This window comes from Streptosporangium sp. NPDC005286 (genome assembly GCF_040607515.1).
Lineage (GTDB): Bacteria > Actinomycetota > Actinomycetes > Streptosporangiales > Streptosporangiaceae > Streptosporangium.
Genome location: NZ_JBEXGU010000206.1, coordinates 1 through 14,549, shown reverse-complemented (window position 1 = coordinate 14,549; position 14,549 = coordinate 1). Strand labels below are relative to the sequence as shown.

Below are 14,549 nucleotides of genomic sequence, written 5' to 3'. Positions count from 1 at the left end.
GGGTCCGCCCTCCGCCGTTCTCTCACCGGGGATCACCGGTCGCGAGGACCGGCGACGGCCGGTGTCAGGTCTGCAGGGCCGGGTCCAGCACCACGTCCTGGCCGTGCACGGTCGGCTCCTCGGGGAAGTGGCAGGCGGTCAGGTGACCTTCCCTGTTGCCCTCCAGTCTGAGCAGCGGAGGCTCCTCGGTGGCGCACTTGTCCTGGGCCTTCCAGCAGCGGGTGCGGAAGCGGCAGCCGGACGGCGGGTTGATGGGGGAGGGCACGTCCCCCGCCAGGCGGATGCGCTCGCGCGGCTCGTCGTCCTCCTGCACCTCGGGCACCGCCGACAGCAGCGCGTGGGTGTAGGGGTGGCGGGGGCGCTCGTACAGGGAGGCACGGTCGGCGACCTCGACGATCTTGCCGAGGTACATGACCGCGACCCGCTGGGAGAAGTGCCTGACGATCGCCAGGTCGTGCGCGATGAACAGGAACGCGATCCCCATGTCCCGCTGGAGCTGCTGGAGCAGGTTGACCACCTGCGCCTGGATGGAGACGTCGAGGGCCGAGACCGGCTCGTCCGCGATGATCAGCTTGGGGTTGAGGGAGAGCGCGCGGGCCACTCCGATCCGCTGCCGCTGGCCGCCGGAGAACTCGTGCGGGAAGCGGTTGTAGTGCTCGGGGTTGAGCCCGACGATCTCCAGGAGCTCCTGGACCCGCTTGGTCCTGCCGCCCGGCGGGTCGATCCCGTTGATCTCCATCGGGCCGCCGATGATGGTGCCCACGGTGTGCCGGGGGTTGAGCGACGAGTACGGGTCCTGGAAGATCATCTGGATCTCGGCCCGGATCGGCTTCAGCTCCCTGCGACTGGCGTGGCCGATCTCGCGTCCGGCGTAGCGGATGCCGCCCGCGGTCGGCTCGAGCAGCCGGGCCGCCAGCCGCCCGGCGGTGGACTTGCCGCAGCCGGACTCGCCGACCAGGCCGAGCGTCTCACCGGCGTGCACGGTCAGGTCGATGCCGTCCACCGCGTGGACCCGGCCGACCTGCCGCTTGAAGATGAGGCCGCCCATCACCGGGAAGTGCTTCTTCAGACCGGACAGCTCCAGCAGCGGCTCGGAGGTCGTCTCGCTCACTTGTGGATCTCCCGCTTCTGGGCCAGGGTCAGGTAGCACGCGTCGCCGTGGCCGCGGTGCGGGGACAGCTCGGGCCGCTCCGAGCGGCACAGCTCGGGCCCCGCCACCTCCATGAAGTCGCACCGCGGGTGGAAGGGGCAGCCGGACGGGACGTTGATCAGGCTCGGCGGGGTGCCGCGGACCGGCCGGAGCTGCACGTCCACCGGTGCGCTCAGCTTGGGCATGGAGGCCAGCAGGCCCCAGGTGTAGGGGTGGCGGGGCTCTCGGAGGACCTCCTTGACGGTCCCGCGCTCCACCGCGCGCCCGGCGTACATCACCAGCACCTCGTGCGCGGTGTTGGCGACCACGCCGAGATCGTGGGTGATCAGGATGATCGAGGTGCCCATCTGATCCTGGAGCTCCTTGAGCAGGTCCAGGATCTGGGCCTGCACCGTCACGTCCAGCGCGGTGGTGGGCTCGTCGGCGATCAGCAGGTCGGGGTCGCAGACCAGCGCCATCGCGATCATCGCGCGCTGCCGCATGCCGCCGGAGAACTGGTGGGGATAGTCGTCCACCCTGGTCTTCGGCTGCGGAATGCCGACCCGGGTCAGCATCTCGATCGCGCGGGCCCTGGCCTCGGCGCGGCTCGCGCCGGTGTGCTTGCGGTAGACCTCGGAGATCTGCTTGCCGATGGTGTGGTACGGGGAGAGCGAGGTCAGCGGGTCCTGGAAGATCATCGCGACCTTGTTGCCGCGCAGTTTCTCCATGGTGGACCTGGAGGCACCGATCAGCTCCTCGTCGTCCAGCCGGATCTCCCCGCTGATCGTGGTGGTCTCCGGGTTGTGCAGGCCGAGCACCGTCAGGTTGGTCACCGACTTGCCCGACCCGGACTCGCCGACGATGCCCAGCGTGGTGCCCTTCTCCACGTCGAAGGAGAGCCCGTCCACCGCGTGGACGACGCCGTCCTCGGTGTGGAAGTCGACGGTCAGGTCACGGACCGAGAGGAAGGGAGTTGACACTTTCTTCAGAACTCCTAGCTCAGCCGGACACGAGGGTCGATGAAGGCGTACAGGATGTCGACGATGATGTTGAAGAAGACGATCGCCCCGGCCGCCACGAGCACCGTGCCCATCAGCAGGGGCAGGTCGGAGTCCCAGACGGCCTTGATGGAGAGCCGTCCAAGTCCCTGCAGCCCGAAGGTGGTCTCGGTGATGATCGCGCCGCCGATCAGCGTGCCGAGGTCCACGCCGAAGATCGTGATGATGGGCGTCAGGGTGCCGCGCAGGGCGAACCTCATCACCACGGTCCGGCCGGACATGCCCTTGGCCCGCGCGGTGCGGACGTAGTCCTCGCTGAGCTGTTCCACCATCGTCGAGCGCGTCATACGGGTGTAGTTGGCGGTGAAGATGATCGCCAGCACCACCCAGGGCAGTGCGAGTCCGCCCGCCCAGGCGATGGGATTCTCGGTGAACGGCAGGTACTGGGGCCGCTGGAGGATCTGGTTCTGGTAGACGAGGAAGTAGAGCGCGAGCGTGCCGATGAAGTAGATCTGCACGGAGGCGCCGATCAGGGACGACACGCTGGCGATCTTGTCCAGCGGCTTGCCCTGGCGCAGGGCCGCGACGATGCCGGTCGCCATGCCGAAGATGAGGAAGACGACCGCCGCGCCGATGGTGAGGGAGACGGTGACCGGCAGCCGGTCCAGGATCGTCTCGAACACCGGCTCGCGGTTGACGAACGAGTAGCCGAGGCAGGGGGCCGGGCAGTGGCCCAGGCTCTCGTACTCGCGGCCGACGAAGATGCCGACCAGCCAGGCCACGAACTGGGCGAACAGGGGCTGGTCCAGTCCCAGGTTGTGCCGCGCCTGTTCCAGGAGGTCGGGCGGGCAGACCTTGCCGCAGGCGAGCCTCGCCGGGTCGGCGGGCACGGCGAAGAAGAGGAAGAAGGTGACCGCGGCGATGATCAGGAGTGTGACCGCGGCGCCGAGCGTGCGGCGAGTGATGAATGGAAGCATTGCCTGTTTCCCGAGGTGGCTGGGACCGCTGCGGGGGCCTGACGGCCCCTGGGCCGTGACCTCGCGGGGAACGGTGTCGTCCTCCGCGGGGCCACGGCCACCGGTGTCTCCTAAGGCTTCGTGGGGGTTACTGCTTCACGAAGATTCTGTTCGGCTGGACGACCCAGGACTGCGGGTCGATCTCCGCGCCGCCGATCTTGGAGCCGTGCAGGGTGTTGGCGATCCGGTTCTCGGCGACGACCAGCGGGGTGACCGTCTCCTGGAGCTTCTTGTCCAGCGCCATCCACGCGGCGTTCTGCGCGTCGATGTCGGTCATCGCGGTGATCTCGTCCATCTCCTTGGTGAGCGCCTCGTCCTTCAGGTGCGAGTAGTTCGGCGCACCGTCGGCGATCGGGCCGAAGATGACGGGCATGACCGTGGAGCCGGACGGCCAGTCGGCGCCCCAGCCGCCCCAGTACATGTCGAACTCGTTCTTGGTCAGGCCGATGGAGTCGTAGTAGGTCTTGCGGTCCAGCGGCTTGGCGACGACCTTGATGCCGGCCTTCTCCAGAGCGCTCTTGATCACGACGGTGGCCTGCTCCTGGACCGGCGTCTGGTTGTAGGCGTAGACGATGGTCGGCGTCGGGTTGCTCGACTCGGCCAGCAGCTGCTTGGCCTTCTCGATGTCACCCTCGGGCTTGGTCGTCTTGCCGAACAGGTCGTAGGGCTGGTAGCCGACCGTGGTGTTCTCGTTGAGGATGGTGGTCGGCAGCGCGGCCGCCTGCGGGCCGCCGTAGACCTGCTGGATCTGCTTGGACGGCCACGCGTAGTTGATGGCCTGGCGGATCTTCTGGTCCTTCATCCGGTCAAGGTTGAAGTAGTAGTAGTTCCCGTACGGCGAGGGGCTCTTCATCAGGCGGGGCGCCAGCGCGGGGTCGCCGAGCACCTGCTGCAGCCGCTCCGGGGGAACGGTCGCGTAGAAGGTGAAGGCGGTCTGGTCCGGGCCCGCGTCCGCCATCAGGCGGTCGGTGATCTGCAGGGCCTCCTGGCCGAACTCCAGACGCCACTTGTCGGGGTAGGCGCCGCGGATCGGGTCGGTGGCCGGGTCCCAGTTCGGGTTGCGCTCAAGGTCGATGGACTTGTCGACCACGTGGTTCTTGATGATGTACGGGCCGCTGGAGACGGGGGCCTTGTCGTACTTCTCCTTGGTGTCCTTGGCCTTGGGCACGATGCCGTAGCCGCCCATGGCGAAGGCGTAGTTGGCGTCGGCGTGCGGCGTCTTGAACTTGTAGACGATCGTCTTGTCGTCCGGCGTCTCGATGCTGTCCAGGCGCTTGCCGTCGTAGGGGCCCTGGTAGGCCTTCTTGTGGTCGACCTCGGTCAGCCACTGCTGGATGTAGGTCGGGCCCTGGGTGATGAAGGAGGCGAACGTCCGCTCCATGCTCCACTTCACGTCCTCGGACGTGATGGGCGTGCCGTCCTCCCACTTCACCCCGTCCTTGAGGGTGAAGGTCCAGGTCTTGCCGCCGTCGGAGGGGGTGCCGGTGTCGGTGGCCAGGTCGCCGACCAGCTTGTACTCGCTCTTGTCGGTGCGCTTGTAGCCGGTCAGGGTACGCGCGATCAGGAGGGAGAAGTTCGTCTCGGTGTTGACGTAGAGCTGGCCCGGGTCCATGTGAGAGAAGTCGTCCCGGTCGATCATCGTGACGGTGCCGCCCTTGACGACGCCCTCCGGCTCGATGGCCGGGCCCTTGGAGTCCTCCGCGGTGCCGACCGTGATGGTCGGCGCCTTGTAGGCCTCCACGGCGGGGGCGGAGGCACCGGCGGAGCCGCTGGGAGCGGCGGGGGCGCCCTGGTTGCCCTCGGCACACGCGCTGGTGAGTGCGAGCGCGCCTATGGCGAGTACGGCCATCGCTGACCGCGTACGGACTTTCATCTCTCTCCTATCGGATCTAACGCTTGAGCTTGGGGTCGAAGGCGTCGCGGACCGAGTCACCGAGAAGGTTGAAGGCGATCACGAAGATCAGCAGAGCCGCGCCGGGGAAGATCAGGTAGGTGATGTCGTTCTGGTAGACCTGGGTGCCCCGCAGGAACATCCGGCCCCAGTCCGGGATGGGTTCGATCATGCCGACGCCCAGGAAGGACAGGGCCGCCTCGGCGGTCACCATCGCGGGCAGCAGCAGTGTCGACTGGATCAGGATCGGCGTCCACAGGTTGGGCAGCAGTTCCTTGAAGATGATCCGGGCGGGGGAGGCGCCGGTCACCTTGGCGGCCTCGACGAACTCCCGCTCGCGCATGGAGAGCACCTGGCCGCGCAGCAGCCGGGCGATGCCGGCCCAGCCGAAGGCCGTCAGCAGGGTGATGAGCGTCACCGCCCGCAGCCAGACCGGGGTCTCCTCGGAGGGGTCGACGAAGAGGTTCTCCACCACCGGCATGAACGCGATGATGAACAGGGTCGAGGGGAACGACAGGACGATGTCGATCAGGCGGCCGATGAAGTAGTCGGTTCTGCCCCCGACGTACCCGGCGACGATGCCCATGACGATGCCGATCACCGAGATGAGGACCGTCGCGACCATCGCGATCAGCAGCGAGGTCCTGATCCCGTAGACGAGCTGCATGAAAACGTCACGGCCCAGGCCCGGCTCGATGCCGAACCAGAAGTCCGAGCTCATGCCGCCGTTGGGCAGCACCGGGTAGCCGAAGTCGTTCAGCAGTCCCGGGGTGTCCTGGCCGTAGAGGATGTAGGGGTCCTTGCCGTAGAGCCAGGAGATGACCGGTGCGAGGATCGCGACAAGGAAGAAGAAGATCACCACACCGGCCGAGGCGATGCCGGTGGGGTCGCGGCGGAAGCGCAGCCACATCAACTGGCCGGGGGAACGGCCCACCGTCTCCGGTGTCTTCACCGCGGGGGTCTCCCCGGTGGTGGTAGCTGCTGGTGCAGGGATGGTCATCGTGCGGGCGCTCCCAACGAGCATGGCTGAGCCTGATCCTTGGAACCATCGCAAAACAGTCAAGGTCAAATCAATGGTCTGCTCCTTACTCATTTTATTGTTGTGTAATTTCCACCTGTTCGTAGCTTCAATTCCGTTGACGCGGCGGGGGGGTGGGGTGAAAGAATCGGGGCACTTAAAAGCTGCTTTTCACGGATCTGTGACACTTTGATGACCTGGTCGTGACACCCTCGTCTGGATCCCGTTCCGCTTGTGTCACAGACCCGGGACATGTGTACCCAGACCCCCTCCGGTAGCGTAATTAACCACTTACGAGGGAGGCGGCGCATGGATCACGGGTTGTTCGGACCGGATTCGGTGACCTGGAAGGTGATGGGCGAGCCGATCCTGCTCGTCGGAGGCTTCAGGGCGCTGCTCATGCAGGGCCTGCACCCCCGGGCGATGCGCGGGGTCGCGCAGAACTCGGCACTCATGGACCCCGCGGAGGCCTGGTCCCGCTTCGCGCGCACCACCGAGTTCGTCCGGGTGCGCACCTACGGTACGACCGAGGAGGTCGCCCGCGCGGGGGCCAGGGTCAGGAAGATCCACGCGAGACTCACCGCCCTCGACCCCGACACCGGCGAGCGGTTCCGTCTCGACGACCCCGCCGCGCTGCTCTGGGTCCATGTCGGCGAGGTCGACTCCTACCTGTCGGTCGCCCGGCGGGCCGGAGTGGGGCTGAGCGGCGAGGAGGCCGACAGGTTCGTCGCGGAGTGGCGCCGTGCGGCCGAGGTCGTCGGCCTGCGCCCCGAGGACGTGCCCGGCTCGGTCGGCGAGCTGGACGACTACATCCGGGCCTGCCGCCCGGGTCTCTACTTCGCGCCCGAGGTGCCCCATCCGCTCAGGCAGTCGCTCAACGCGCCGCTCCCGGCGCGCCTGACCCCGCTCAAGCCGGTGTTCCCCATGGTCACCCTGCTCGCCTTCGCGACCCTGCCGCGCTGGGCCCGCAGGCTCTACGGGCTGCCCGCGACCCCGCTGGGAGACCTGTGGGCGACGGCCTCCCTGCGGGCGCTGCACACCGGCATCGGTCTGGTGCCCGCTCCGGTGCGCTACTCCCCGGACGCGCGGCGGGCTCGGAGGGTGATCGCCGAGCACGCGGCATGATTTGACCAAGCGCTCGCTTGGTCCATATGCTGGAGGGGTGTGCGGTGCGGTTTGCCGGACATGGCACACTGGTGTACGGGAAGCGGGCCGCCTGCGGCGCGCTTTCCGAAGCAAGACAGAGCAGCGTGCTCCGGGGTCGGTGAAATTCCGAGCCGGCGGTTACAGTCCGCGACCCGGTCGAATCCATCGACCGGTTGACCTGGTGAAACTCCAGGACCGACGGTTAGAGTCCGGATGGGAGGAAGCGCGCGAGCGGAGAGTGCCCTTTGGGGTCCTCCGCTGACCGGGTGTACGCACCCATCGAATTCCCCGGGGCCCGCCGTGGCAGACAGCTACTGGCGAGTAGGAGACCTCGGGTGACTGATCGGACGCGGACGCGCCCAGTGGCCGGGCCCGCCCCCCACGGGCATGGCGCCGCCGGCCCCCACCATTCCCTGACCGGGCGCACCGGCTTATCCCGCTCTCCGAGCGCATGCCCCGCCGGCCCCCACGCGGCTTCCCGCCCTTCGGCGACGTTCCGCCTCCGGCCCCGCGACACCTCGGCCGCCCGCCTTCGCGTGGTCCCCCGCAAGGAGATGTGAATGTTCACCGGAATCGTCGAAGAACTGGGTGAGATCGCCGGGATCGAGCAGCTGAGCGACGCGGCCAGGCTGTCCATCCGGGGCAGGACGGTCACCTCGGACGCCGGGCACGGCGACTCGATCGCCGTCAACGGCGTCTGCCTGACCGTGGTGGACGTGGCCGGTGAGGTGTTCACCGCCGACGTGATGAAGGAGACCCTCGACCGCAGTTCCCTCGGCGCGCTGAGGCCCGGCTCCCCGGTCAACCTGGAACGCGCGGTCCGCGCCGACCAGCGACTGGGCGGCCACATCGTGCAGGGTCACGTGGACGGGACGGGCGTCCTGCTGTCGCGGGAGCCCGGCGAGCACTGGGAGGTCGTCCGCATCTCCCTCCCGTCCGACCTCGACCGCTACGTGGTCGAGAAGGGGTCGATCACGGTCGACGGCATCAGCCTGACCGTGGTGAGCGTCGGCTCCGGCGGCTTCGCCGTCAGCCTCATCCCCACCACTCTGCGCCTGACCACCCTCGGTGCCAAGCAGCCCGGAGACCCGGTGAACCTCGAGGTCGACGTGATCGCCAAGCACGTCGAGAAGCTCGTCGGCGCGTACGCCCCCGCGAGCACGGACGGCCAGGCCGGCAGGGGAGGCGAGCGGTGAACCGGGCGGAAGCGGGATTCGAGGCCCCCGTGCCGGTCCCGGTCGGATTCGTCAACTGGCTCAAGGAGCACAGGTCGCGGACCGTGCTCGTCCCCGAGGAGGCCGTGTGATCAAGCTGGACCCGATCGAACGCGCGATCGCCGACACCCGCGAGGGCAAGGCGGTCGTGGTCGTCGACGACGAGAACCGGGAGAACGAGGGCGACATCATCTTCGCCGCGTCCAAGGCCACGCCGGAACTGCTGGCCTTCACCATCCGGCACAGCAGCGGCGTGGTCTGCGTGCCGATGCGCGGTGAGGACCTCGACCGGCTCGGCCTGCCACTGATGGTGCACGACAACAGGGAACGCCTGCGCACCGCGTACACGATCAGCGTGGACGCCAGGGACGGGGTGAGCACCGGGATCTCCGCCGCCGACCGGGCCCGCACGATCCGTCTCCTGGCCGACTCCGCGACCGACCCGTCCGAGCTGGTGCGGCCGGGTCACGTCTTCCCGCTCCGGTACCGGGAGGGCGGTGTCCTGGTCAGGCGCGGCCACACCGAGGCGGCCGTGGACCTGGCCAGGCTCGCCGGGCTGAGCGAGTCCGGCGTGCTCGCCGAGGTCGTCAACGACGACGGGACCATGATGCGGCTGCCGGAGCTGCGCCGCTTCTGCGACGAGCACGACCTGGCGCTCGTCTCGATCGAGCAGCTGGTGGAGTTCCGGCGCAGGACCGAGCGGATGGTGACCAGGGTCGCCGAGACCCTGCTGCCGAACAGGTTCGGCGTGTGGCGGGCCTACGGCTTCGCGAGTTCGGTGGACGGCGGCGAGCACCTGGCCCTGGTCTTCGGCGACATCGAGGACGGCGAGAACGTCATGGTCAGGGCGCACTCCGAGTGCCTGACCGGCGACGTGCTCGGGTCGCTGCGGTGCGACTGCGGGGTGCAGCTGGAACACGCGATGTCCCGGATCGCCGCCGAGGGCCGAGGCGTGATCGTCTACCTGCGCGGGCACGAGGGACGCGGCATCGGGCTGCTGGCCAAGCTGCGGGCGTACAGCCTTCAGGACGCCGGCAGCGACACGGTCGACGCCAACCTGGAGCTCGGACTGCCGGTGGACGCGCGGGAGTTCTCCAACGCCGGGCAGATCCTCGCGGACCTGGGGGTGAAGTCGATCCGGCTGCTGACCAACAACCCGGCCAAGCTGCGCGGCATGGACGGCTACGGCATCAAGGTGATCGGCCGCGAGCCCATGCCGGTGGCGATGAACCCGTACAACGAGAAGTACCTGTCGGTCAAGCGCGACCGCCTTGGTCACGACATCCCCCAGGAGCGCGAATGAGTGAGCGTGGCAGGAGAGCCGGTATGGACGGGGTGTTCGCGAACGCGAACCGCGAGCGGAGTGAGTTGATCAGATGAGTGGGACAGGACGGCCGGTGGTGTCGGCCGTGGACGCGCGGGGGCTGACCGTCGGCATCGTGGCCGCCCGGTGGCACGAGGAGATCACCGATCAGCTCGTGGCGCGGGCCGTACGGGCGGGGGAGGACAGCGGCGCGGCGGTGACCGTGGTCCGGGTGGCCGGATCGCTGGAGATCCCGGTCGTGGTGCAGGCCCTGGCCAGGCGCTGCGACGCGGTCGTCGCCCTCGGAGCCGTGATCCGCGGGGAGACCGCCCACTTCGACTACGTCTGCGACTCCGTCACCGCGGGCCTGACCCGGATCTCCCTCGACGAGCAGGTCCCGGTCGGCAACGGGGTGCTGACCTGTGAATCCCTCGACCAGGCCGTGGACAGGTCGGGGGTGCCGGGCAGTCACGAGGACAAGGGCTACGAGGCCACCGTCGCGGCGCTGGAGGCGGCGCTGCTGCTGCGCGAACTCCGCTCCTAGAGCACCGCTGACGCACCCCGCCGCGCCGTGTGATCGGTGCGGCGGGGACGTGCGATAGGTTGCCATCGGCACCATGACCAGCCGTCGCAGCCGTTTTGATCGGTGGTTTCCCGAAGGATCGTGATCTGAGAGTGAGCCCGGAGAGCGTCTCCCCGCCCCCGTTGCCCGTCGTCTGGCGGCCCAAGAACGGGCGGATCGTGGCCTACGGCTTCGCGGGCGTGATCACGCTCGGCGCCATCCTGATGGCGATCTTCCTGCCGGCGCCGTTCACGCTGGCCGACAGGATCGGGATGCTCGTGCTGGGCCTCCTGATCGCCGGGGCCCTCCACCTGCTGGGGCGGTGCCGGGTGGAGGCCGACGAGCGGGGGATCACCGTCGTCAACCCGCTGAGGGTGCGCCGTTACGAGTGGGCCGAGGTGCTCGGGGTCACCCTGACCCCCCACGAGCCCTGGGCGAAGATCGACTTCGCCGACGGGATCACGGTCGGCGCCATGGGCCTGCAGGGGTCGGAGAAGAAACGCACGATGCGCCAGGTCCACGAGCTCGCCGCCCTCATCAGGGAGCGCGGCGAGGCGGACGAGGCCCGCTGAACCGCCGGCGGGCCGTCACCGCCTGAACGCGCCGGGTCCGGCGAGCCCCGTGGGGCCACTGTGGGGCCACTGTGGGGTCGCTGCGGAACCCCGCGCGGCAGGGGTTCTCGGTGCTCAGGTCTCCTCGGCGAACCGCTCGGTCTTGTCGGTGTCGCCGGCCACGAGCAGGATGTCGCCGCTCTGCACCACCGTCTCCGAGGTGGCGTAGGTGAACCCGCCACCGGGCTTCTTGATGCCGACCACGGTGACCCCGTACTCGCTGCGGATGCCCAGCCGGCCCAGGCTCTTGCCGTCCGCCCACCCGGGCGCCATGGTCTTGATCAGGGCGTAGCCCTCGTCGACCTCCAGATAGTCGAGCATCCGCCCGATGACCAGGTGCGCGACCCGCTCGCCCATGTCGTGTTCCGGCTGCACCACGCGGTGCGCGCCGACCCGCTGCAGGATCCGGCTGTGCTGCAGACTGATCGACTTGGCCCAGATGTCCGATACCCCCAGGTCGGTCAGGATCGAGGTGGTCAGGATGCTCGCCTCGATGTCGGTGCCGATGCCGACCACGGCCCGGCCGAACTCCGCGATGCCGAGCTGCCGGAGGGCGTCCGGGTCCGTGGAGTCCGCGCACACCACGTGGGTGAGCCTGCCGGAGAAGTGCTGGACGTTCTTGGAGTCGTTGTCCACGCCGAGCACCTCGACGTCGCGGCTCACCAGCTCCGCCGCCAGAGCGCCGCCGAACCGCCCGAGACCGATGACCACGACCGCGTCGCCGCGGTTCTTCTTGTCAACCAACGAGGGGACGCTCCTCCGGATATCGGAACCGACGGGTCTGGACGTGCAGTGCCAGCGCGGCGCCCAGGGTCACCGGGCCGAGCCGCCCGACGAACATCAGGACGGTCAGGATCAGGTGCCCCGCGGTGCCGACGTCGGCGGTGATCCCCGTCGACAGCCCGACCGTGCCGAAGGCGGAGATCACCTCGAACAGTACGCGGTCGAGCTTGAAGGGGGTCGCCGTCATCATCGCGAACGTTCCCACCGCGACCGACGCCACACTCAGCAGCGCGATCGTCAGGGCCTGGCGCTGGAGCTGCTCGGGGACGCGGCGGCGGCCCGCCGAGACGTCGGGCTCGCCGCGCAGCTCGGCGAGGATCACGAAGCCCAGGAGTGCGAACGTCGTCACCTTGATGCCGCCCGCGGTGCCCGCGCTACCCGCGCCGATGAACATCAGCACGTCGCTGACCAGCCAGGAGTTCTCGCTCATCTGGGAGGTGTCGACGGAGTTCAGGCCGCCGCTGCGGGTCATCGTGCTGTGGAAGAACCCGGCCATGATCCGTAGTCCCGGGGAGAGACCGCCCATCGTGCCGGGGTTGTTCCATTCGATGACGGTGATGGCCAGCGTCCCGCCGAGCAGCAGCACCGCGGTCATCCACAGCGTGATCTTGGCGTGCAGCGTCCAGCGCGACGGGCGACGCCAGTTCTCCCTCAGGACGGCGTAGACCGGGAAGCCGAGACCTCCGGCGATCACCGCCAGCGCGAGCGGGAGGCAGATCCACGGGTCGGTGACGAACCCCATGACACTGTCCGACCAGAGGGCGAACCCGGCATTGGTGAATGCCGAGATTGCATGAAAAATCCCGTAATAGATGGCGCGGCCGACCGGCTCCCCGTACCCGATCACGAAGCGGGTGGCGAGCGCCGCGGCGGTCAGCACCTCGGCGACCAGCGTGACCTTGGCGACTCCCACGATCACCCGTCGCACGTCGCCGGGCCCGAGGGTCTTGGTCTCGGCCTGGGTGTTCAGGCGGGCGCGCAGGCCGAGCTTGCCGGAGACGAGCACGGCCAGGATCGAGGCGAGCGTCATGATCCCGAAGCCGCCGATCTGCATCAGCACCATGAGCACGATCTCGCCGAAGAGCGACCAGTGCGCCGCGGTGTCGTGCATGGCCAGCCCGGTCACGCAGACCGCGGAGGTGGCGGTGAACAGGGCCGACGTCCACGAGGCATGCTGACCCTCCTCGACCGCCACGGGTAGCGACAGCAGCCCCGTACCGGTGAGGACCACGGCCAGGAACGCCACCACGACGACTCTGGACGGGGTGTTGATCTGGCCGAGGAGGTTCTTCACAGGGGGTGAGGATACTTCTTCGAGGGGCGGTGGTGGACCTGTCCGCCCTCGATACCCGGCGCCGCCCTCGCCGGGCCGGTTCCTCCCGCTGCCTCCCGGTGCCGCGGGTGCGGCGCGACAACGCGAGAACGCGACCACCGGGCGTAACCTGAGGTGGTGGTCAGGCGGACAATTGAGGCATCTAACGTGCAGTCACCCGCGCAGCTGGCGGAGCTGCTCGACGAGCAGTCGTATCTGGCCGATACCGGGCTCGCCACGGCCGCCTTTCTCGCACTGCGGATGGGGCGCCCGTTGCTCCTCGAAGGCGAGGCCGGCGTCGGCAAGACCGAGCTGGCCAGGACCCTGGCCGCGCTGCTCGGGGCGCCGCTGATCCGCCTGCAGTGCTACGAGGGGCTGGACGCCGCCCAGGCGCTCTACGACTGGGACTTCGCCCGCCAGCTCCTGCACCTGAAGGCGGCGGAGGCGGGTGGGATCACCGACGCCGCCCGGCTGGAGGGGGAGGTCTACGATCGGAGGTTCCTGATCGCCAGGCCGCTGCTGAAGGCGATCGAGACCCAGCCCTCGGTGCTGCTCATCGACGAGGTCGACCGCGCCGACGTGGAGTTCGAGGCGATCCTGCTGGAGGTGCTCTCGGACTTCGCGATCTCCATCCCCGAGCTCGGCACGGTCCGCGCCGCGCGGCCGCCGGTGGTCGTGCTGACCTCCAACCGCACCCGCGAGGTACACGACGCCCTGAAACGGCGCTGCCTCTACCACTGGCTGGAGCACCCCTCCTTCGAGCGGGAGGTGGCGATCCTGCGCAGGCGGCTCCCCGACTGTTCCGCGATCCTGGCCGAGCAGGTCGCTCACGCGACAGGACGGCTCCGCGAGGCCGACCTGATCAAGCCACCGGGGATCGCCGAGACCCTCGACTGGACCGAGGCACTCCTGGCTCTCGGATCCCGCGAGCTCGACCCCGACGTGGCGGCGGCCACCCTGGGCGCCCTGCTCAAGCACAGGGAGGACCACGAGACCGTGCTCGGGAACGGATTCTTCGGTGTGGCCCGGCGCTGACGGCCCCGGCTTCCCCACCGGCGCGACCGGTGCCCCGGCGGATCGGGACACCGGCGGCCCGCCCACCACGGATGACGGCGCCGCCCTTCCCGCCGGGAACGGCGAGGACCTGGTCGCGGTCATGACCGGTTTCGCCAGGACCCTGCGTGCCGCGGGGGTATCCGCCGATCACGAGCGAACCCAGGGCCTGCTCCGCGCCCTGTCCCACCTGGACGCCGCGGAGCCTACCGACGTCTACTGGGCGGGCAGGCTCACGCTGTGCGCCTCGGCCGACGACCTGCCCCGCTACGACCGGGTCTTCGCGGCCTACTTCGAAGGGCGGCGCGCGGGCCGCGCGAGACCGGCGGCGATCACCGTCACCCGGCACACCGCGGCGCTGCCGCAGACCCGGCCCGATCGGGAGGAGAGCGGTGACCCCCCCGCGCTCGCGGCGACATGGTCGATATCAACGCCGAGCGGTTGGAGATGGCGGCCGGGCTGGTTCATCCCGACGCGGTGGTGCACGGCCAGGACGTGGTCGAGCAGGTGCTC

Annotated in this window: 13 protein-coding genes, 1 pseudogene and 1 riboswitch; of the genes and pseudogenes, 7 read left to right on the top strand and 7 right to left on the bottom strand. The window is 69.1% G+C overall.

The window, feature by feature from the left end:
* Positions 1–64 precede the first annotated feature (64 nt).
* From ABZU75_RS40875 to ABZU75_RS40855, 5 genes are all read right to left on the bottom strand, one after another.
* Positions 65–1,048 carry an oligopeptide/dipeptide ABC transporter ATP-binding protein gene (locus ABZU75_RS40875; protein ID WP_355567003.1) on the bottom strand — a complete coding sequence of 328 codons (984 nt, stop codon included), beginning with the start codon at positions 1,046–1,048 and terminating at the stop codon, positions 65–67.
* 59 nt (positions 1,049–1,107) lie between these two features.
* Positions 1,108–2,109 (bottom strand): ABC transporter ATP-binding protein, encoded by a 1,002-nt coding sequence (locus ABZU75_RS40870; RefSeq protein WP_355567000.1) that lies wholly within the window; start codon positions 2,107–2,109, stop codon positions 1,108–1,110.
* Between the two features lie 14 nt (positions 2,110–2,123).
* The gene (locus ABZU75_RS40865; RefSeq protein ID WP_355566997.1) at positions 2,124–3,104 is read right to left on the bottom strand and encodes an ABC transporter permease; all 981 of its coding nucleotides are present in this window, start codon (positions 3,102–3,104) and stop codon (positions 2,124–2,126) included.
* Positions 3,105–3,231: 127 nt separating this feature from the next.
* Positions 3,232–5,016 (bottom strand): ABC transporter substrate-binding protein, encoded by a 1,785-nt coding sequence (locus ABZU75_RS40860; RefSeq protein WP_355566994.1) that lies wholly within the window; start codon positions 5,014–5,016, stop codon positions 3,232–3,234.
* Positions 5,017–5,032: 16 nt separating this feature from the next.
* Positions 5,033–5,986, bottom strand: coding sequence for an ABC transporter permease (locus ABZU75_RS40855; protein ID WP_355566991.1), 954 nt, complete (start codon positions 5,984–5,986; stop codon positions 5,033–5,035).
* A 375-nt stretch (positions 5,987–6,361) separates the two neighbouring features.
* Here ABZU75_RS40855 and ABZU75_RS40850 point away from each other — a divergent pair, with 375 nt between their 5' ends.
* From ABZU75_RS40850 to ABZU75_RS40830, 5 genes are all read left to right on the top strand, one after another.
* The gene (locus ABZU75_RS40850; RefSeq protein ID WP_355566988.1) at positions 6,362–7,177 is read left to right on the top strand and encodes an oxygenase MpaB family protein; all 816 of its coding nucleotides are present in this window, start codon (positions 6,362–6,364) and stop codon (positions 7,175–7,177) included.
* Between the two features lie 121 nt (positions 7,178–7,298).
* Positions 7,299–7,429: riboswitch (FMN riboswitch) on the top strand.
* Positions 7,430–7,758: 329 nt separating this feature from the next.
* On the top strand, positions 7,759–8,394 hold the full coding sequence (locus ABZU75_RS40845; protein WP_355566985.1) for a riboflavin synthase: 636 nt from the start codon (positions 7,759–7,761) through the stop codon (positions 8,392–8,394).
* Positions 8,395–8,500: 106 nt separating this feature from the next.
* On the top strand, positions 8,501–9,715 hold the full coding sequence (locus tag ABZU75_RS40840) for a bifunctional 3,4-dihydroxy-2-butanone-4-phosphate synthase/GTP cyclohydrolase II (RefSeq protein ID WP_350924479.1): 1,215 nt from the start codon (positions 8,501–8,503) through the stop codon (positions 9,713–9,715).
* Positions 9,716–9,788: 73 nt separating this feature from the next.
* On the top strand, positions 9,789–10,259 hold the full coding sequence (ribH, locus tag ABZU75_RS40835; protein ID WP_350924481.1) for a 6,7-dimethyl-8-ribityllumazine synthase: 471 nt from the start codon (positions 9,789–9,791) through the stop codon (positions 10,257–10,259).
* A 131-nt stretch (positions 10,260–10,390) separates the two neighbouring features.
* Entirely contained in the window at positions 10,391–10,849 is a 459-nt protein-coding gene (locus ABZU75_RS40830) for a PH domain-containing protein (protein ID WP_355566981.1), read from the top strand.
* Between the two features lie 114 nt (positions 10,850–10,963).
* On the opposite strand, the gene ABZU75_RS40825 is transcribed toward ABZU75_RS40830, so the two are convergent.
* Positions 10,964–11,632: a TrkA family potassium uptake protein gene (locus ABZU75_RS40825; protein ID WP_355566978.1), complete on the bottom strand. Its 669-nt coding sequence runs from the start codon at positions 11,630–11,632 to the stop codon at positions 10,964–10,966.
* A complete protein-coding gene (locus tag ABZU75_RS40820) occupies positions 11,625–12,965 on the bottom strand; it encodes a potassium transporter TrkG (protein ID WP_355566975.1) in 1,341 nt (446 codons plus the stop codon). The genes ABZU75_RS40825 and ABZU75_RS40820 overlap by 8 nt, the downstream gene beginning before the upstream one ends.
* Before the next feature lie 186 nt (positions 12,966–13,151).
* Here ABZU75_RS40820 and ABZU75_RS40815 point away from each other — a divergent pair, with 186 nt between their 5' ends.
* Both ABZU75_RS40815 and ABZU75_RS40810 read left to right on the top strand, forming a co-directional pair.
* On the top strand, positions 13,152–14,018 hold the full coding sequence (locus ABZU75_RS40815) for a MoxR family ATPase (protein ID WP_355566971.1): 867 nt from the start codon (positions 13,152–13,154) through the stop codon (positions 14,016–14,018).
* A pseudogene (locus ABZU75_RS40810) lies at positions 14,002–14,549 on the top strand (hypothetical protein); the annotation flags it as partial. The gene ABZU75_RS40815 and the pseudogene ABZU75_RS40810, both read left to right, overlap by 17 nt.

What these genes read in the sequence shown, in the direction of transcription:
- ABZU75_RS40875 (WP_355567003.1), bottom strand. Translation starts at nt 1,048, where the DNA reads ATGGGCGGCCTCATCTTCAAGCGGCAGGTCGGCCGGGTCCACGCGGTG.
- ABZU75_RS40865 (WP_355566997.1), bottom strand. Translation starts at nt 3,104, where the DNA reads ATGCTTCCATTCATCACTCGCCGCACGCTCGGCGCCGCGGTCACACTC.
- ABZU75_RS40860 (WP_355566994.1), bottom strand. Translation starts at nt 5,016, where the DNA reads ATGAAAGTCCGTACGCGGTCAGCGATGGCCGTACTCGCCATAGGCGCG.
- ABZU75_RS40850 (WP_355566988.1), top strand. Translation starts at nt 6,362, where the DNA reads ATGGATCACGGGTTGTTCGGACCGGATTCGGTGACCTGGAAGGTGATG.
- ABZU75_RS40845 (WP_355566985.1), top strand. Translation starts at nt 7,759, where the DNA reads ATGTTCACCGGAATCGTCGAAGAACTGGGTGAGATCGCCGGGATCGAG.
- ribH (WP_350924481.1), top strand. Translation starts at nt 9,789, where the DNA reads ATGAGTGGGACAGGACGGCCGGTGGTGTCGGCCGTGGACGCGCGGGGG.